Annotated in this window: 17 protein-coding genes; 3 read left to right on the top strand and 14 right to left on the bottom strand. The window is 61.8% G+C overall.

Annotation, left to right across the window (positions count from 1 at the left end):
• Nucleotides 1-107: 107 nt before the first annotated feature.
• From TRM7557_RS06275 to TRM7557_RS06250, 6 genes are all read right to left on the bottom strand, one after another.
• The gene (locus tag TRM7557_RS06275; RefSeq protein WP_058289365.1) at nucleotides 108-521 is read right to left on the bottom strand and encodes a F0F1 ATP synthase subunit epsilon; all 414 of its coding nucleotides are present in this window, start codon (nucleotides 519-521) and stop codon (nucleotides 108-110) included.
• An 11-nt stretch (nucleotides 522-532) separates the two neighbouring features.
• Entirely contained in the window at nucleotides 533-1,957 is a 1,425-nt protein-coding gene (gene atpD / locus TRM7557_RS06270) for a F0F1 ATP synthase subunit beta (protein ID WP_058289364.1), read from the bottom strand.
• A 19-nt stretch (nucleotides 1,958-1,976) separates the two neighbouring features.
• Nucleotides 1,977-2,852, bottom strand: coding sequence for a F0F1 ATP synthase subunit gamma (locus TRM7557_RS06265; protein ID WP_058289363.1), 876 nt, complete (start codon nucleotides 2,850-2,852; stop codon nucleotides 1,977-1,979).
• A 14-nt stretch (nucleotides 2,853-2,866) separates the two neighbouring features.
• Nucleotides 2,867-4,408: a F0F1 ATP synthase subunit alpha gene (gene atpA / locus TRM7557_RS06260; protein WP_058289362.1), complete on the bottom strand. Its 1,542-nt coding sequence runs from the start codon at nucleotides 4,406-4,408 to the stop codon at nucleotides 2,867-2,869.
• The gene (locus tag TRM7557_RS06255; protein WP_058289361.1) at nucleotides 4,409-4,969 is read right to left on the bottom strand and encodes a F0F1 ATP synthase subunit delta; all 561 of its coding nucleotides are present in this window, start codon (nucleotides 4,967-4,969) and stop codon (nucleotides 4,409-4,411) included. It lies immediately after the preceding gene.
• A gap of 538 nt (nucleotides 4,970-5,507) precedes the next feature.
• Nucleotides 5,508-6,254, bottom strand: a complete 747-nt coding sequence (locus TRM7557_RS06250) for a methyltransferase domain-containing protein (protein WP_058289360.1) — start codon at nucleotides 6,252-6,254, stop codon at nucleotides 5,508-5,510.
• 69 nt (nucleotides 6,255-6,323) lie between these two features.
• Here TRM7557_RS06250 and gloB point away from each other — a divergent pair, with 69 nt between their 5' ends.
• From gloB to TRM7557_RS06235, 3 genes are all read left to right on the top strand, one after another.
• Complete coding sequence (gene gloB, locus TRM7557_RS06245; protein WP_058289359.1) at nucleotides 6,324-7,142, top strand: hydroxyacylglutathione hydrolase; 819 nt, start codon at nucleotides 6,324-6,326, stop codon at nucleotides 7,140-7,142.
• 243 nt (nucleotides 7,143-7,385) lie between these two features.
• On the top strand, nucleotides 7,386-9,722 hold the full coding sequence (gene clpA, locus TRM7557_RS06240) for an ATP-dependent Clp protease ATP-binding subunit ClpA (protein WP_058289358.1): 2,337 nt from the start codon (nucleotides 7,386-7,388) through the stop codon (nucleotides 9,720-9,722).
• Between the two features lie 80 nt (nucleotides 9,723-9,802).
• Nucleotides 9,803-10,702, top strand: a complete 900-nt coding sequence (locus TRM7557_RS06235; RefSeq protein ID WP_207382628.1) for a M23 family metallopeptidase — start codon at nucleotides 9,803-9,805, stop codon at nucleotides 10,700-10,702.
• A 37-nt stretch (nucleotides 10,703-10,739) separates the two neighbouring features.
• Here TRM7557_RS06235 and TRM7557_RS06230 read toward each other — a convergent pair whose 3' ends face one another.
• The 8 genes from TRM7557_RS06230 to rpsD form a co-directional block, all read right to left on the bottom strand.
• Entirely contained in the window at nucleotides 10,740-12,623 is a 1,884-nt protein-coding gene (locus TRM7557_RS06230) for a peptidoglycan -binding protein (protein ID WP_058289357.1), read from the bottom strand.
• A gap of 3 nt (nucleotides 12,624-12,626) precedes the next feature.
• A complete protein-coding gene (locus TRM7557_RS06225; protein WP_058289356.1) occupies nucleotides 12,627-13,832 on the bottom strand; it encodes a hypothetical protein in 1,206 nt (401 codons plus the stop codon).
• 76 nt (nucleotides 13,833-13,908) lie between these two features.
• Nucleotides 13,909-14,436: a gamma-glutamylcyclotransferase gene (locus TRM7557_RS06220; RefSeq protein WP_058289355.1), complete on the bottom strand. Its 528-nt coding sequence runs from the start codon at nucleotides 14,434-14,436 to the stop codon at nucleotides 13,909-13,911.
• Nucleotides 14,437-14,555: 119 nt separating this feature from the next.
• Nucleotides 14,556-15,278 carry an extensin-like domain-containing protein gene (locus tag TRM7557_RS06215; RefSeq protein WP_082626528.1) on the bottom strand — a complete coding sequence of 241 codons (723 nt, stop codon included), beginning with the start codon at nucleotides 15,276-15,278 and terminating at the stop codon, nucleotides 14,556-14,558.
• Nucleotides 15,275-16,210, bottom strand: a complete 936-nt coding sequence (locus tag TRM7557_RS06210; RefSeq protein ID WP_058289354.1) for a prephenate/arogenate dehydrogenase family protein — start codon at nucleotides 16,208-16,210, stop codon at nucleotides 15,275-15,277. Before TRM7557_RS06210 ends, TRM7557_RS06215 begins: the two co-directional genes overlap by 4 nt.
• Nucleotides 16,207-17,295 (bottom strand): histidinol-phosphate transaminase, encoded by a 1,089-nt coding sequence (gene hisC, locus TRM7557_RS06205; protein ID WP_058289353.1) that lies wholly within the window; start codon nucleotides 17,293-17,295, stop codon nucleotides 16,207-16,209. The genes TRM7557_RS06210 and hisC overlap by 4 nt, the downstream gene beginning before the upstream one ends.
• A 235-nt stretch (nucleotides 17,296-17,530) precedes the next feature.
• A complete protein-coding gene (locus TRM7557_RS06200) occupies nucleotides 17,531-18,100 on the bottom strand; it encodes a PA14 domain-containing protein (RefSeq protein WP_058289352.1) in 570 nt (189 codons plus the stop codon).
• Nucleotides 18,101-18,253: 153 nt separating this feature from the next.
• Nucleotides 18,254-18,874 (bottom strand): 30S ribosomal protein S4, encoded by a 621-nt coding sequence (rpsD, locus tag TRM7557_RS06195; protein ID WP_058289351.1) that lies wholly within the window; start codon nucleotides 18,872-18,874, stop codon nucleotides 18,254-18,256.
• Nucleotides 18,875-19,065: the final 191 nt, after the last annotated feature.

Genomic DNA, 19,065 nt, shown 5'->3' with positions numbered 1-19,065 from the left:
GGGGTTAAACCAAGACAACCGGCAGCAAAAAACGGCCCGCGCGGGATGCGCGGGCCGTTCTCTATTTATCATGCGTTGCCCAGCCTCAAACCGGGCAACTGAGCCAATCAGAGGGCCATATGGGTGCCCAGGGCTTCCATGTCCGCGAGCAGTTTGGCGGCATCTTCCACCAGACCATGCGGGCCGTCGGCCTCTTGCGCGGTTTTGTACATCGCGCGGGCTTCCTCGATGAGCTCGTCCAGATGCGCACGGGTCACTTCGTCCATGGGCAGCGCCTTCTCGGCGAGGACGGAGAGGCCCTCAGCACCGATCTGGGCGAAACCGCCTGTGACGAGGTATTCCGCGTTGCCTTCGGGGCTTTCGACCTTCAGGACACCGGGACGCAGGGTGGTGAGCGCGGGCGCATGAAGCGGCATCGCCGTCATGTCACCCTCGGCACCGGGGATTTGGACCGCGGTGGCCTGGAGCGAAGCAAGGCTCCGCTCGGGGCTCACCAGGTCAAATTGCATCGTATCAGCCATCAGGGCCCTCCTTAGGCCGCGTCAGCAGCCATTTTCTCGGCTTTTTCGAGCACCTCGTCGATGCCGCCAACCATGTAGAAGGCGCCTTCGGGCAGGTGGTCGTATTCGCCAGCCACAACGGCTTTGAACGACGAGATGGTGTCTTCGAGCGCAACCTGAACACCGTCAGAGCCGGTGAAGACTTTTGCAACGTCGAACGGCTGGGAGAGGAAACGCTGGATCTTACGCGCACGCGCAACGGTCAGCTTATCTTCTTCAGACAGTTCGTCCATGCCGAGGATCGCGATGATGTCCTGCAGCGACTTGTAGCGCTGGAGGATCTGCTGAACGTCGGAGGCCACTTGGTAGTGCTCTTCGCCAACGATTGCAGGGTCCATCAGACGCGAGGACGAGTCGAGCGGGTCAACCGCCGGGTAGATGCCCAGCTCGGAGATCGCACGGTTCAGAACGGTGGTTGCGTCAAGGTGGGCAAAGGTGGTTGCCGGTGCAGGGTCGGTAAGGTCATCCGCCGGAACGTATACGGCCTGAATGGACGTAATGGAGCCGTTCTTGGTGGAGGTAATACGTTCCTGCATCGCACCCATGTCGGTTGCCAGTGTCGGCTGGTAGCCCACAGCAGATGGGATACGGCCGAGCAGAGCGGACACCTCGGAACCCGCTTGGGTAAAGCGGAAGATGTTGTCCACGAAGAACAGAACGTCGGTACCGGACTGGTCGCGGAACTGTTCTGCCAGGGTCAGACCGGTCAGCGCAACACGGGCACGCGCACCCGGAGGCTCGTTCATCTGGCCGTAAACCAGAGCCACCTGAGATTCTTCCAGGTTATCGGGTTTGATAACGTTGGATTCGATCATCTCGTGGTAGAGGTCGTTGCCTTCACGGGTCCGCTCACCAACACCGGCGAACACGGAGTAGCCCGAGTGCACTTTTGCGATGTTGTTGATGAGTTCCATGATGAGAACGGTTTTACCAACGCCCGCACCGCCGAACAGACCAATTTTACCACCTTTGGCGTAGGGCGCCAGAAGGTCGATAACTTTGATGCCGGTCACGAGGACTTCGGATTCGGTGGACTGGTCGCTGAATTCCGGCGCTTCCTGGTGGATCGCGCGGGTTTCAGTTGCAACGATGGGTGCACCTTCGTCGACGGGCTCGCCGACAACGTTCAGGATGCGGCCCAGGGTCGCGTTACCAACGGGGATGGTGATCGGGCCACCGGTGTCGGCCACGGCCTGACCGCGCACGAGACCTTCGGTCGCGTCCATCGCGATGGTGCGAACGGTGTTTTCGCCGAGGTGCTGAGCAACTTCCAGAACCAGGGTTTTACCATTGTTGTCGGTGGTGAGGGAGTTCAGGATCGTCGGCAGATCGCCGTCGAACTGGACGTCCACAACGGCGCCGATGATCTGAGTCACCTTGCCTTTTGCATTTGCCATTTGTTCGTCTCCGGTTTCTTTACAGCGCTTCGGCGCCCGAAATGATTTCAATAAGCTCGCTGGTGATCACGGCCTGACGTGAGCGGTTGAACTCGATAGTCAGCTTGTCGATCATGTCGCCCGCGTTGCGGGTCGCATTGTCCATTGCGCTCATCCGGGCACCCTGTTCGGATGCCGCATTTTCCAAGAGGCCCGAGAAGATCTGGGTTGCCACACCACGCGGCAGCAGATCGGCCAGGATTGCCTCTTCGCTCGGCTCGTATTCCACCACGGCAGAAACCGCCTCGGCGTCGTCCTGATCGAACTTGGCCGGGATGATCTGCTGCGCGGTCGGGATCTGGGTCACAACGTTCTGGAACTTCGAATAGAAGAGCGTCGCAACGTCGAATTCCCCAGCGTCAAAACGAGCAAGAACATCACGGGCGACGTCCTGCGCATTGCCATAGGCAAGGCGTTTGACTGCGCTCATGTCCACGTGGCCGATGAAGTGGTCCCCGAAATCGCGCTTCAGCGATTCCCGGCCCTTCTTACCAACCGTCAGGATCTTGACCGTTTTGCCTTCCGCCAGAAGCGCTTCGGCTTTCTGACGGGCGAGCTTGGCGATGTTGGAGTTGAAGCCACCGCACAGGCCGCGCTCGGCGGTGAGAACCACCAAGAGCTGAACCTGATCGCTACCGGTGCCCGCAATGAGCTTTGGTGCGGTTGCGCTGTCGCCGACGGCAGCCGCCAGCCCGGCCATAACGGCATTGAACCGTTCGGCGTAGGGACGGCTGTCTTCAGCAGCTTCCTGGGCGCGGCGAAGTTTCGCCGCGGCCACCATTTGCATGGCTTTTGTGATCTTCCGAGTGTTTTTCACACTCTGGATCCGGTTTTTTAGGTCCTTAAGGGATGGCATCTATGCGCGCTCCCTTAAGCGAAGTCAGCTGCGAATTCGTCGAGCACTGCCTTCATTTTCTCAACCGGTTCACCCTTTTTGAATTTCGGGTCTTCGTCGGTGATCCACTGCAGGAAGTCTGCCTTCTTGCCACGCAGGAAGGACAGCAGCTCAGCCTCGTAGCGGCCAACGTCTTTCAGCTCGATTTTGTCGAGGTAACCGTTGGTGCCTGCGAAGATGATGCAGACGATTTCAGAGTTGGTCAGCGGCGAGTACTGCGGCTGTTTCATCAGCTCGGTCAGGCGCGCGCCACGGGCCAGCAGCTGCTGGGTTGCGGCGTCAAGGTCAGAGCCGAACTGCGCGAACGCAGCCATTTCGCGGTACTGAGCGAGGGACAGCTTAACCGGGCCAGCGACAGAAGACATCGCGTCGGTCTGAGCAGAGGAGCCCACACGGGAAACGGACAGACCGGTGTTCACAGCAGGACGGATGCCTTGGTAGAACAGTTCGGTTTCCAGGAAGATCTGACCGTCGGTGATGGAGATCACGTTGGTCGGAATAAACGCGGAAACGTCGCCACCTTGGGTTTCAATGATCGGCAGAGCGGTCAGAGAGCCAGCACCGAAGTCTTCGTTCAGTTTCGCGGAACGCTCGAGCAGACGGGAGTGCAGGTAGAAAACGTCACCCGGATACGCTTCACGGCCCGGCGGACGGCGCAGCAGCAGGGACATCTGGCGATAGGCAACCGCTTGCTTGGAGAGGTCATCATAGATGATCAGCGCGTGACGGCCGTTGTCGCGGAACGCTTCTGCCATTGCAGTCGCGGCGTAGGGCGCCAGGAACTGCATCGGCGCCGGGTCGGACGCGGTTGCAGCCACAACGATGGAGTATTCCATCGCGCCGTTTTCTTCCAGTTTCTTCACCAGCTGCGCAACGGTGGAGCGCTTTTGGCCAACAGCCACGTAGATGCAGTAGAGCTTCTTGTGCTCGTCGTCGCCTGCGGCTTCGTTGTAGGATTTCTGGTTCAGGATCGCGTCCAGAGCAACGGCAGTTTTACCGGTCTGACGGTCACCAATGATCAGCTCGCGCTGGCCACGGCCGATCGGGATCATCGCGTCAACGGACTTCAGGCCGGTTGCCATCGGTTCGTGAACGGATTTACGCGGGATGATGCCCGGCGCTTTGACGTCTGCGACCTTACGCTCGGTGGTCTCGATCGGACCTTTGCCGTCGAGCGGGTTACCCAGCGCGTCCACAACGCGACCCAGCAGGGCGTCACCGGCAGGAACGTCCACGATGGAGTTCGTGCGCTTAACGGTGTCGCCTTCTTTAATGTCACGGTCAGACCCGAAGATAACAACACCAACGTTGTCGTTTTCGAGGTTCAGCGCCATGCCCATGATGCCGCCGGGGAACTCGACCATTTCGCCCGCTTGGACGTTGTCGAGGCCGTGCACACGGGCGATACCGTCACCAACGGACAGAACGCGGCCGATCTCGGCCACTTCGGCTTCTTGACCAAAATTCTTGATCTGGTCTTTAAGGATCGCGGAAATTTCCGCAGCTTGGATACCCATTTATCCGACCTCTTTCATTGCATTCTGTAGGGAGTTGAGCTTGGAGCGGATCGAGCTATCGATCATCTTCGAGCCCACTTTGACAATCAGACCACCGATGATGCTCTCATCGACGGTTGCATTGATGGAAACTTTCTTACCCACACGCGCGGCCAGAGTTTTGGCCAGCTTTTCGCTTTGGGTCTTGGTCAGCGCCTTGGCAGAGGTGACCTCGGCGGTCACTTCGCCGCGGGCTTCCGCGATACGGGCGCGCAGGGCGTCGATCAGGGCAGGCACGGCGAAGAGGCGGCGTTTGGTCGCCATCAGCGCCAAGGTATTGCGCAGGGTCGCATCAATACCCATCTTGTCTGCGACCGCAGCAATTGCGGCGCCCTGCTCTTCGCGGGAAATCACCGGCGAGGTGATCAGCGCTTGCAGGTCCTCGCTGTCCGCCAGGGCGGCGGCCAGATCGTTCATGCTGGATTCGAGAGAGTCGAGAGAATTACCCTCGGAGGCGATCTCGAAGATCGCAGTGGCATAGCGGTCAGCAATGCCTGCGGAAATCGAAGCTGGTTCGGACACGTCCACCCTTCCGATATTATTTTGGCCCCGGTTTATATGCCTTGCTTGCGGTAGGCATCCGGGGGCGTGAGCATTGCCCAGGTTGCCCCGGACACGGAAATCAGCGTGGATGTAGCAGAGCCTTGCTCACCTAGCAACTACCTCTGTTTTCAGCGCCAAAATCACTTTTCGTGATAATTCAACACCTTAACAAATCTGTGACGCTTTGACGTAGGTCTTTTCGGAAAAAAAAATGAATTTCTGAGCAAGGTTTTTTCGCTGCAGGCTTGGCGGTTACGCTTTGGACGACCTCCACGGTACACAAATGTACACAATGATAGCGTTCCCAGTTGCCCAAAGGAATCACTGACGGAAAACGCCGTTTGGCGTTCTGGACCCGTCATTGGCCTGCCCTTCGCGTCCGCCTCCCGCCCTCGGAACCGGGCCTCTCCTCCTGCACAGCAGGATGCCACAGGCAGCGCCCCTGCCCCTAGCGCGCCGTTGGGGCAGTCGACGTCGCGACGCTGCGTGAGATGTGGGTACATGTGGGTTCTGGCGCTCAGACCGGCTCTGGCAGCGGGTTGGACAGGCCTTCAAGCACCCGGATCGGGCTGCGCACACGGTTTTTGATCATGTGCCCCTTTTGCGGATGGGTCTGTTTTGACACCTCGACCATAAAGACACCGGCGGCCAGCATGGCGGGCAGCTTGTGGCCCATCCGTTCGACCATGGGGCCGGTTTTGGCCCAAAAGCGTTTGTGCGACGGCGGGCGATAGAGCGCCGGGGCGTGATGTTCGATGGTGAACTGATGGCTGCGCAGCTGATCTTCGACCTGAGACAGGGTAAAGGGGCGGCCATAGCCAAAAGGCGTTTTGTCGGACCGCGCCCAGAGACCGGCCCGGTTGGGGACAATAAAGATCGCCCGCCCGCCGGGGCCAAGGCAGCGCCAGCATTCCTCGAGCAGACGTGCGGGGCGTTCCGAGGTCTCGAGCCCATGCAGGACCACCAGACGATCAATATGCCCGGTTTCCACCGGCCAGTTGGTTTCCTCACACAGCACCGAGACATTGGGCAGGCCCGCAGGCCATTGCATCACTCCCTGCGGCCCCGGCATCAGCGCAATGACCCGGCGCGCTTCGCGCAGGTAAGGGCGCATCAGGGGCGCGGCAAAGCCAAAGCCTGCCATCGTCTCCCCCTGTGCCGAGGGCCAGAAGCGCAGCAACTGGCTGCGGATCGACGCCTGCGCGGCGCGGCCCAGCTGGCTGCGGTAATAGAAATTCCTCAGATCCTGCACGTCGAGATGCATTGCGGTCGCCTGCGCCTTGGGTCACTCTTGAGTTGGTGTCTGACCGACACCCTAGCAAAATGGAGCGAGATGACCATGCCCCTTGAGACTGTGCCCCTTGATAAAGATACTCAATCGCTTGAGATCATCACCGTTCCCTGTCTGAGTGACAACTACGCCTATTTGGTCAATGGCCCCGACGGGGTTGCCGTCATCGACGCCCCCGAAGCCGCACCGCTGATCGCCGCGCTTGAGGCGCGCGGCTGGGAGCCCGGCGTGCTGATGATCACCCACCACCACCCGGACCACCATGGCGGCACCGCAGCCCTGCGCGCGCGCTTCCCCAAGATGATGGTGATGGGCCCCAAGGACGAAGCCGACCGCCTGCCCGATCTCGACATGGCGCTGACACCCGGTTTTGAAGGCGGCACGGGCGCGGGGCGCTGCCAGGTGCTGCATGTTCCGGGCCATACGCTGGGCCATATTGCCTATTATTACCCCGATGCCTCAGCCGAAGGTGGTGCGCTGTTTTCCGCCGACAGCCTGATGGTCATGGGCTGTGGCCGCCTGTTTGAAGGCACGCCGGGCCAGATGTGGGCGACGCTGCAACAGCTGATGGCCCTGCCCGACGACACGCTTGTTTACTCGGGCCATGAATACACCCAATCAAACGCGCGCTTTGCCCTGAGTGTGGAGCCCGAAAATGCAGCCCTTGTGGCCCGTGCCGCCGAAATTGACGCCCTGCGCGCTGCAGGCACCCCGACCGTGCCCGCCCAACTGGGGCTGGAAAAGGCCACAAACCCCTTCCTGCGCGCCCATCTGGAGCCGCTAAAAACGGCACTTGATATGGCAGGGGTTGCAGATGCAGAGGTCTTTGCCCATATCCGCGGATTGAAAGACCGCTTCTGATAGCGGTGCCCGGACAACCTGCCCAATACCTAGCCAAAGGTGGTAGAGCGGTCGAAAATGGGGCTGCTCCGCCACAAGATCGCGCACATTCGCGCGAAAAGTGCACAGGAAATAGCAAAAAGCCCTTGAAGCCCGCGCTCTATCAACCAAACTCTAACAGTATGAGGACATGGTTGTCGGAAGGGACAGAATTTGCCCTGCAGGCTTACCCGCCCGCACAACCCAAGACAGAGGAGCACGCCCGTGCCTTCATTCTCGAGCACTTTGGAACAGGCCATTCATGCCGCGCTTGCGCTGGCCAATGAACGGCGCCACGAATTTGCAACGCTTGAACACCTGCTCTTGGCCCTGATCGACGAGCCCGACGCGGCCCGGGTCATGCGCGCTTGCAGCGTTAACCTGGACGAGCTGCGCGCAACCCTACTTGAATTTGTCGACGAGGATCTTGCGAACCTTGTGACCGACATTGACGGCTCTGAAGCGGTGCCAACGGCTGCTTTCCAACGCGTCATCCAGCGCGCCGCCATTCACGTGCAGTCATCGGGCCGCACGGAAGTCACCGGCGCCAATGTTCTGGTTGCGATCTTTGCCGAACGCGAAAGCGATGCCGCGTTCTTCCTGCAAGATCAGGACATGACCCGCTATGACGCGGTGAACTTTATCGCCCATGGTGTGGCGAAAGACCCCGCCTTTGGCGAGGCGCGCCCGGTCTCTGGCGCCGATGAAGGCGAAGAAGACATGACCGCCATGCCCGGCGGTGCCGCCCCTGAAAGCGAACAGAAAGAATCCGCGCTGGCCAAATACACCGTGGATCTGAACGCCAAATCCCGCGAAGGCGACATTGACCCGCTGATCGGCCGCGACCACGAGGTCGAGCGCTGCATTCAAGTGCTGTGCCGCCGCCGCAAGAACAACCCGCTGCTGGTCGGCGATCCCGGTGTTGGCAAAACCGCCATTGCCGAAGGTCTGGCCCGCAAAATCGTTCAGGGCGAAGTCCCCGAGGTTCTGTCGGAAACCACCATCTATTCCCTTGATATGGGCGCGCTTTTGGCGGGCACCCGCTACCGCGGTGATTTCGAGGAACGCCTGAAGGCGGTTGTGACGGAACTGGAAGAACACCCCGACGCGGTGCTGTTCATTGATGAAATCCACACCGTGATTGGTGCGGGCGCGACCTCGGGTGGTGCCATGGATGCGTCGAACCTGCTGAAACCTGCCCTGCAGGGCGGCAAGCTGCGCACCATGGGCTCCACCACCTATAAAGAGTTCCGCCAGCACTTTGAAAAAGACCGCGCCCTGTCGCGTCGTTTCCAGAAGATCGACGTGAACGAGCCGTCGGTGGAAGATTCCATTGCCATCCTCAAGGGTCTGAAACCCTATTTCGAGGAGCACCACGGCATCAAATTCACCTCGGATGCGATCAAAACCGCGGTGGAGCTGTCGGCCCGTTACATCAACGACCGCAAGCTGCCGGACAAAGCCATCGACGTGATCGACGAGGCCGGTGCCGCGCAGCATCTGGTGGTCGAAAGCAAACGTCGCAAAACCATTGGCGTGAAGGAAGTCGAGGCCGTGGTGGCCAAGATTGCCCGCATCCCGCCAAAAAGCGTGTCGAAAGACGATACAACGCTGCTGAAGGATCTGGAAACCACCCTGAAACGCGTGGTCTTTGGTCAGGATCCGGCCATTGAGGCGCTGGCAAGCGCGATCAAACTGGCCCGTGCCGGTCTGCGCGAACCGGAAAAGCCCATCGGCAACTATCTGTTTGCGGGCCCCACCGGCGTCGGCAAAACCGAGGTCGCCAAGCAGCTGGCGGATCAGCTGGGTGTGGAACTGTTGCGGTTTGACATGTCCGAATACATGGAGAAACACGCGGTGTCCCGCCTGATCGGCGCGCCTCCGGGCTATGTTGGGTTTGATCAGGGCGGTCTTCTGACCGATGGCGTCGACCAGCATCCGCATTGTGTGCTGCTGCTCGACGAGATCGAAAAGGCGCACCCGGATGTGTTCAACATCCTGCTGCAGGTGATGGACAATGGTCAGCTGACCGATCACAACGGCCGCACGGTGAACTTCCGCAATGTGGTGCTGATCATGACCTCCAACGCCGGTGCTGCGGATATGGCAAAGGCCGCGATCGGCTTTGGCCGCGACCGCCGCGAAGGCGAGGACACGGCCGCGATCGAACGGACCTTCACGCCGGAATTCCGCAACCGTCTGGATGCGGTGATCTCCTTCGGGCCGCTGCCCAAAGAGGTCATCCTGCAAGTGGTCGAGAAGTTCGTGCTGCAGCTGGAAGCCCAGCTTATGGACCGCAATGTGTCGATCGAACTGACCCGCAAGGCCGCCGAATGGCTGGCCGACAAGGGGTATGACGAAAAGATGGGCGCACGTCCCTTGGGCCGTGTCATCCAAGAGCACATCAAGAAGCCGCTGGCCGAAGAGCTGCTGTTTGGCAAGCTGTCCAAAGGCGGGCTGGTCAAGGTGGGCATCAAGGATGGCAAGCTGGACCTGCGTCTGGAAGGCCCCGGCAAGCCGCGCATCTCTGGCGACAAGCCGCCGCTGCTGCCTGCGGACTGACGCCCGTGCTGCGAGGACTTCCTCTGATTTTATCGCTCGCCACCCCCACGGTGGCGAGCGAACTCGTTTTGGACTGGCCGATGGACTGCACCCTCGGCGAGGACTGCTATATTCAACAATATGTCGACCACGACCCCGGCCCCGGCGCCCATGACTTCACCTGTGGCAGCCTCAGCTATGATGGCCACAGCGGCACTGACATTGCCCTGCCCACCTTGGCCGCGATGGAGGAAGGTGTCCGCGTGCTGGCCGCCGCGGCAGGCACCGTGGTCGGCGTGCGCGACGAGATGCCGGATCAGATCCTGACGGCCGAGAACCGCGCCAGCATCCAAGGGCGCGAGTGCGGCAACCGCGTGGCGATCCGCCATGGCGACGGTTGGATCACCCAGTATTGCCACCTCAAACGCGGCTCTGTGCTGGTGCAGGATGGCACCTATGTGGAGGCCGGGACGCCTTTGGCGCTGGTTGGCCTGTCGGGCGCAACGCAGTTCCCGCATCTGCATATCTCGCTGCGCAAGGGCAAAGAACTCCGCGACCCTTTCACCCCGGATCTGGATCCCAATGCCGCCGACAGTTGCGGCGCGGCGGGTTCTGAAACCCATTGGGCGCACCCGGTGCCCTATGAGGCCGGGGATTTTCTGACCGCAGGCTTTGCCGATCACGTGCCGGACTATGGCGCTGTGACCGCCGGGACCGCCGACCAAAGCCCCCTGCCCGCAGATGCCCCGGCGCTGGTGTTCTGGGCCATGGCCTATGGCGCGCGGGCGGGCGACCGGATGGAACTGTCGATCCTTGGCCCCAAAAGCGCGCCGGTGTTCCACACCGAAGTCCCGCTGGAAAAAACGCAGGCGCGCCTGTTCCGTGCCGGTGGCATTCGCCTGAAAGACCCGTTGAAACCGGGCCAATATTCCGGTCAGGCCCGTTTGATCCGAAAGGGCAAGGTTGTGGGCGAAATCACCCACGATATGACCGTCAACTGACGCAGCTTAACCCGCTGACGGGGCTGACCGGGCGGTATTACCGTTCGGTCAGCTTGAGTTCGATCCGCCGGTTCTGGGCGCGGGCCGCTTCGGTGTCGTCGGGGTTGATCGGCTGGAACTCTCCGAACCCATTGGCGGCCAGACGGTTCGGCGGAATGCCCAGGTTGTCGATCATATAGCGTACAACGGACAGGGCGCGGCCCTGGCTGAGTTCCCAGTTGTCGGCATATTTGCCGGTGCCAAAAAAGGCCTGATTGTCGGTGTGGCCGTCGACCCGAATGATCCAGTTCAGCTCTGCCGGGATTTCGCTGGCGACCGAGGTCAGAATGGCCGCGACCTTGGCGATCTCGGTCTGACCTGCAGGGGACAGTTCTGCGCTGCCCAGACCAAACAGCACCTCGGAGGCAAAGACAAAGCGGTCGCCGACAATACGCACGCCTTCCTGATCGCCCAGAACCTCGCGCAGGCGACCAAAGAAATCAGAGCGGTAGCGCTCCAGATCCTCGGCCTGAGTAGAGAGCTGGTCGCGTTCAGCGCGCAGCCGTTCCTGCTCTTCTTCCAGACGCTTGCGCTCTGCCTCTTCGAGCAGGCGAGCGCGGCGTTCTTCGGCGGCGGCGCGGGCCAATGCAGCGTTCAGATCCTGCCCCAAGGACTGCAACTGCACCGACTGGGCCGCGTCACGTTCCTTGAAATCATCCAGCAAGGCCTGCAGACCGCCCAGTTGTTCCCGCAGCGCCGCAACCTGTTGGTTCAGCAGGGCGGTTTCACGGCGGGCGGCTTCTGAAATCTGTTGTTCTTCGCTGAGCGCTTCGCGCGCCTGTGCCAGCAGATCGCCCCGTTCCGCCGCCTGCCCCTCGGCCTGTTCCTGCGCGCCAAGAGCAGCCAGCAGCCGCGCCTGCAGATCGGCCTGATCCCCGGCGGCGGCGCGCAGTTGTTCGAGTTCCGCAAGCGCGGCGGTCAGGCGTTCCTTGTCGCTGGCGGTGCCTTCCTCCAGCGCGGCGCGGGCGGCGCGGGCTTCTTCGATCGTGGCCAGCGCCTCTGTCAGCTTTTCGTCCAGCTGCGATTGCGCGGCCTCGGCGGCGGCCAGCAGGGTCAGCGTGTCCTCGGCCCGTTGGCGTTCGGCTTCCAGCGACAGGGTCATTGCGGTGAGTTCGGCGTCGGCGTTCTGAAGACGGTCGCGCAGGGCTTCGGCGGCGGCGGCCTCTGTCAGACGGGCGGCTTCTTCATCCGTGAGCTGGGTTTCGAGTTCCGTCAGACGGGTCGCCTGCGCCGCGCCTTTGGCTTCGAGATCCGCCACCAGCGCCTCGAGCGCCTCGCGGCGGGCAGCGGCCAGACGGGCGGCCTCGGCCTGCGCGTCAATTTCGGTTCGGGTCTGGGCCAGCGCGAGGTTCAGCGCCTCGCGTTCATCAATCAGCGCAGCCTCGGAGGCGGCAAGCGCATCACGGGCCGTGGTCAGATCCGCAATCCGCGCCTCTGCCGCGTCGCGCCCGGCAATCAGGGCAGCGACCTGCGCCTCGAACCCGGTGATACGGGTTTGGGCCGCATCCAGTTCTGCCTGCGTCTGGTCCCGTTCCCCGGTCAGCGCGGCAATACGGGCGGCCTGCTGGCTGAGCTGGTTCTGGGCGGTTGCAAGGGCGCTTTGGGTGTCCGAAAGCGTCGCGCCGAGCGTGCCAAGGCGGGTCTCCAGATCTGACGCCTCGCGTTCCTTGACACCAAGCGCACGCGCCAGCGCCGAAACCTCGGCCGAGAGCGCATCCAGTTCACTTTCCTGCCCTGAAATCGTGTCGCGCAGCACGGATTGAACGACCATAAAGATGGTCAGCACAAACATCAGAACCAGCAACAGCCCGGTCATGGCATCCACAAAGCCGGGCCAGATCGAACCCTGGAACCGTTGGCCGGTGCGGCGCGACAGGGCCATGGCTTAGCCCTCCTGTGTGGGCGGCGGTGTCGGTGAGCCGCGCGTGGTGCGCACCAGCCCGCGCGGCGTGGCAAAGGCTTTGACCAGCATGTCGATGTCTTTGCGCAGCTCGGCGAGGCTTTCTTGACGGCCGGCGGAGATTTCTTCGAGAATGCGCAGCATCTGCACGTCAATCGAACGCAGGCGCATCCGGCTTTCGGCGTCGATCCCCACGTCGCCTTGGGCGCGCAGCAGTTCGGTCAGGGTTTCCTGACCGATGGCCACCCGTTCAATCGCGGCCGAGACGGCAGAGGTTTCATCCTGCCGCTGATTCATTTCCTCGATGGTGGTCACAAGGCGCGAGATCTGACCCTCGACCTCGGCGCGGCCCTGCGCGGTTTCCACAAACATCGCCTGTAGCGCGTCCATCTGTTCAACCATCGTGTCGAGCACCTGGCTGACCGCGCTGCCCTCGCCTGTGCCGCTGTCTTCGCCGGACGAGAAGCTGACGCGGGTGAAGGACGACAGCCATTCTTCCAGTTCGCGGTAGAACCGGTTCTGTCCGTGGCCCGCAAACAGTTCCAAAAGACCCACAATCAGCGATCCCGCCAGGCCCAGCAGGGACGACGCAAAGGCAACGCCCATGCCATCCAGCTGCGTCTCAAGCCCGGTCATCAGACGGTTGAAGATGGCGATCCCTGCCTCCCCTTCCTTCGGAGCCAAGGCGCGGATGGTTTCCACAAGCGCGGGCACAGTGGTGGCCAGACCATAGAAGGTGCCCAGCAGGCCCAGAAAGATCAACAGATTGACAATATAGCGGGTGATTTCGCGTTCTTCGTCGATCCGTTCCGCAACCGAGTCCAGGATCGACCGGGTCGAGGCCGAGCCGAGCTGCATCCGCGCCCCGCGCGACCGCAGGAGCGAGGCCAGCGGTGCCAGCATTGACGGCGGGCGATCCTGCGCATTGGCAATACCGCCCGCAAAGCGTTCAATCCAGCGCACCGAATTGATCAGCTGGAAGGCCTGCCAGAAGGTGGCCAGCACGCCGATGCCGAACACAAACAGGATAAACCCATTCAGGTAAGGGTTCGCCAGAAACACCGGCAGCACGCGGGGCAGCGCCACAAAGACACCACCGCCCGCCAGCCCCAGCGCAATCAACATCAGCACCACTTGCCGCACAGGCTGTGAAAACTGTGGTCGGGTTTCCCGCTGGGGTTGCTGCGCCATTCTGCTCGGCTCCTGACACGAAATTTCGTAAGGTTCGAATGGAACCTAGACCGAAAGTGTCTGTTGAGCCAAGGATTTACTGTGAAAGTTCTCTGACGCGGGCAGACAGCCAGTCCAGATCTGCATCGCCCAAGCCGATCTCGCTCAGATGGGAGGCGGTGTTGAACAGATAGTCCCGATTGGGCCCCCGCCCGCCGGTGGCGCGGGCGATAATCTGCGCCTGTTCTTCCAGCGGCAGATCGCAGTATTGCACATGGTCCGGGTCGATCACATAGGCGACGGCTTCGACCACCTCACCGCTGGTGAACTCCACATCCAAGAAGCGTTCGAGATAGGCCGAGGACACCAGTTCGCGCTCGCGCAGGGCGGCCAGCGTCACCTCTTCGTGGCCCGGTTCGACCTGCAGCGCCAGACCGGTGCAATTGCCGTCCATCACCGCGTCCAGGGCCAGCACAAGACCGGGGTTTTCCTCCGTGCCGCGGTGGTGGATCGAGCGCATGCAGAACGAGCGGGAATAACCTTTTAGGGTTGCGACCTCGCGGCGGGCCACCGGGAATTCCGGGTTCCACAGAAGCGATCCATAGCCAAAGACCCACATGCTCATATCGTCACTCATCCTTTTGCCTGTAGCAGGGGATACATGGCGGTGATGGGCGTGCGGGGCAAGAAAAAATGCCGTCGCGCATGGCAGGGTCGCCCAAAACGCTGCGGCTTGCGCCCGGATCAGCGGCAGTAAGACCCGCCCCGGTGGCGCGCGGTGTCAAAGTGGAAATGGTCGCGGTGGTAGCGGTCGGCATTGGGGCCCAGAACGGTGCCAAACGGGCCACAGGCAGCGCGCCACATCTTGCGCAGGGCCTTGCGGGTGCGGCGTTGTTCCCAACCTTTCAGGACGGTGACCAATGTGCCATTGGCCAGACGAAACCCCGAAATATCAATGGCTTTGCCCCGTCCATGTTCCGAAATCTTGGCGCCGGGGCGATTGTTGCGGGTGCGGCAGCTGTAATGCGCCGCAACGCGCAGCTCGACCACCTGCTTGTTGCCGCGCCCAAAGGCTTTGACCACATCGCGGTCGACCCATTTTTGCAGCGCCTGCGCGGTCTCACAAGTCATCAGCGAGGCCTGGCTGAGCTTGACGCCCGCAACCGAGGTCACGCGCACCCCGTTTGTCAGGCCGCAGCCCTTCAGTTTGGGCGGAATATCCGCAGCCGGCGCGCCCTGAATTTCGCGGTCGCCGCAGACATAGCCGCGGTTGCGTTTTCTGTTTTTGCCAAGGCCAAACAGCACCGGCGTGACCTCTGCCGCCTTGGGGATCGGGGTAAAGCTGTCCGGCACAGAAGCCGCCGCCAGTTGAACGGCGGGGATATCCGCAGTCGCCTGCAGGGGCGCTGACGCCAGACAGAGGGCCAGCCCGAAACGGGATGCTATATGTCTGGCGCGCCCGATCATTCCGCAGGCTCGCCCGAGGCCGTCTGGCGGCCAAAGTTCGGCGCGGCGGTGTCCTGACCGGCATCAATAATGCCACGACGGATCGCGCGCGTGCGGGTGAAATAATCATGCAGCTGCTGTCCGTCGCCGGTGCGGATCGCCCGCTGCAGCGCAAAGAGCTCTTCGGTGAAGCGGCCAAGGATTTCCAGCGTTGCGTCCTTATTGGTCAGGAACACATCGCGCCACATGGTCGGATCTGACGCCGCAATGCGGGTAAAATCGCGGAAACCGGCGGCAGAGTATTTGATCACCTCGCTATCCGTCACCCGGCGCAGGTCATCGGCCACACCGACCATCGTATAGGCAATCAGGTGCGGGGTATGGGAGGTCACCGCCAGCACCAGATCATGGTGGTCAGCGTCCATCTCGTCGACATTGGCGCCCATCCCTTCCCACAGGGCACGCAGGCGGGCCGTGGCCTCTGGGTCTGTGCCCTCGACCGGCACAAGCAGGCACCAGCGATTGTCGTAAAGCTCGGCAAAACCGGATTCAGGGCCGGAATGTTCGGTGCCTGCCAGCGGGTGGGCGGGGACAAAATGCACGCCTTCGGGGATATGTGGGGCAACCGCATCGATCACCGCGCGTTTCACAGAGCCCACATCCGACACCGTCGCGCCGGGTTTCAGGAAAGGGGCAATGTCTTCGGCCACCGCGCCCATGGCGCCGACGGGCACACAAAGGACCACCAGATCCGCGCCTTTCACGGCCTCGGCAGCCGTGTCGCAGATGCGATCACACAGGCCGATTTTGCGGGCGGTGTCACGGGTCTCTGCGCTGCGGGCAAAGCCTGTGACCTCGCCTGCGAGGCCTGCGCGCTTCATCGCCCAGAACATCGAGGAGGCAATCAGGCCAAGACCAATGAGGGCCACACGGCCATAGATTTGTTTACTCATGTTGCCGGGCCTTCTTTGAATGCGCGGATGGCGGCGGCAATCGCGCGGGTGCTGTCCTCATCCCCGATGGTGATGCGCAGACCGTTCGGGATGCCATAGCCCGCCACTTTGCGCACGATCAGACCCTGGGATTGCAGATGGGCATCACAGGCCTCGGCCTCGTCTTGATCGGCAAAGCGCGCCAGGATGAAATTGGTGTGACTGGGGTCGCAAGGAATGCCCACGGCGGCCAGTTCCTCGACCAGATAGGCGCGCCATTTGGCGTTCTGTTCGCGGCAGAAGACGACGTAATCCTGATCGCGCACCGCCGCCTCGGCCGTGGCCAGCGCAAGCGTCGACAGGTTAAAGGGCTGGCGCACCCGGTTCAGCACGTCGATGATCGCGCGGGATGCATAGCCCCAGCCGACACGCAGCCCGCCCAGACCATAGATCTTGGAGAACGTGCGGGTCATGATCGCGTTCGGGTGCGCATCCACAACAGCGGCACCACCGTCGAAGCCTTCGTTAAACTCGGCATAGGCCCCATCGACCACCAGCAGCACGTGATCGGGCAGCCCCGCCGCCAGACGCATGACTTCGGCTTCTTCCAGCATGGTGCTGGTGGGGTTGCCGGGGTTGGTCAGGAACACCACCCGGGTGCGGTCGTTCACAGCAGCCAGCAGCGCGTCCACATCGACGCGGCGCGCGGCCTCGGCCACCACCACAGGGGTGGCCCCTGCCATCCGCGCAAGGATCGGATACATGGAAAACCCGTGTTCGGTATAAAGCACCTCATCGCCGGGGCCTGCATAAGCGTGGACAATGAATTGCAGCACCTCGTCGCTGCCGACACCACAGATCAGCCGGTCGGGGTCGAGGCCGTGGACCTCGCCAATGGCGGCGCGCAGGGACGCGTGATCGGTGCTGGGGTATCGATGGAGACCGGGCGCCGCAGCGGTGGCAGCCGCAATCGCCTTGGGGCTGGGCCCAAAGGGGTTTTCATTGGCGCTGAGCTTGATGACCTTTTCCACGCCCGCCACATGGGATTTGCCGCTCTGATAGAGGGCGATGTCCATAATACCGGGCTGCGGTGTGAGTTGCGTCATGATCGGGACTCCTTCGAGATCCCAATCCTAATAACGCCCACAGCTGCAATGGAAAAGCCGCATCTGCGCCCGATGCCAAGGATGCCCTGCGAAAGGGGCCGGAACGGCCCCTGAAACGCGTCACGCGCCTTGCGCGCTCCGCTTGTTACGGGGGCCGCCGCGCGCGCCCCGCAGGGGCGCGCGCGGCGGCGGTCGCTTCGGGCGCAGCCCGAAGCGAAACCCCGCATCGCAGGTGTCAGTGGCCAAACGCCGTGTCGGGCATCCAGTTCGGGCGTTTGCCCGCAGGCCCGGCCCGCATGTGCAGACAGGCGGTTTTGGTGCGCTGGAAATACAGCGCCTCAAGCGGATACCAACCGGCCGCGGGCACCTCGACCTCTACCGCGTAGGTTTCTTCGCAGGGCTGGCGACCATCATATTCGCCGACAACCTGCCCGCCCACCTGCGCGCGCAACCCGTCATTGGTCAGGAAATCAATTGTGTAGATGCCCGGCGCGTCAAATTTCACAAAGCCGCGAATGTCTGCGGCAACGTTTTCGTCCCGTTTCGAGGTCAGCACTTTCTGACCAATATCGGTGTCGCGGTAATCCAGCCCCGCGAGCGGCGGGCCAGCCTCGCTTTTACGCTCCAGCGCGCGCTCTGCCCCGCGCAGGTTTTTCACATCCGATGGATAGGCATAGCGCACCGACAACCCCGGTTTCAGGCCAGAGGGCTGTGGATCAGCCGGGGTCAGTTTAAGCGGCGCCGCCAAGCTGGCGCCTGCGCAGATCACCCCGAAGATGGCCGTGGCAAAGGTCTTGCGAAACATTCTTGTTACTCCCGTTTGTCCCCGGTCTTTTGCCGGGTGAATGGAAGCAGTTTAGCGCAAAACCTGTTTCACGGAAGTAACAGCGCCACCAGAACGCAAAAAGGGCAGCCCGAGGGCCGCCCTTTCGCAAAGATCTTGGTCGATCGGCGAAAATTAGTTTTTCGCGTAGAATTCGACGACCAGGTTCGGTTCCATAACAACCGGGTACGGCACGTCGGCCAGGCCGGGGGTGCGCACGAAGGTTGCGGTCATTTTGGAGTGGTCAGCTTCGACGTAATCCGGAACGTCACGCTCGGCCAGCTGAACAGCTTCCAGCAGAACGGTCATTTGCTTGGACTTCTCGCGGACCTCGATCACGTCGCCTTCTTTGACGCGGTAGGAGGGGATGTTCACGCGCTTGCCGTTGACCAGAACGTGGCCGTGGTTCACGAACTGACGTGCAGCAAAGACGGTCGGCACGAACTTGGCGCGGTACACAACCGCGTCCAGGCGGCGCTCCAGCAGACCGATGAGGTTTTCACCGGTGTCGCCTTTAACACGCTCTGCTTCGCCGTAGATGCGACGGAATTGTTTCTCGGTCAGGTCGCCGTAGTAGCCTTTCAGCTTCTGTTTGGCGCGCAGCTGGATACCGAAGTCGGACAGTTTGCCCTTGCGGCGCTGACCGTGCTGGCCGGGGCCATATTCACGACGGTTCAGCGGGGACTTCGGACGGCCCCAGATGTTTTCGCCCATGCGGCGGTCAATTTTATACTTGGCAGCTGTACGTTTAGTCATACGCTGATCTCCTTTAAGTAGGCTCCGCAATTCAACCCGAAGACCGGTTCCCACTTTTCAGCTTGCGGACGCGTGGTCCCGCAAGCCAGATCAGCCAGAACGCAGCCGGAAAGAACGGCGGCTATAAAGGGCGTTGTCCTCTTGAGTGCGATCTGCGATCCCGACCCATGACAGGCATCCCCTTGCGGGGG

This window comes from Tritonibacter multivorans, from assembly GCF_001458415.1.
In the GTDB taxonomy this organism is placed as follows: Bacteria; Pseudomonadota; Alphaproteobacteria; order Rhodobacterales; family Rhodobacteraceae; genus Epibacterium; species Epibacterium multivorans.
This window is presented reverse-complemented; position numbering and strand designations above follow the sequence as displayed.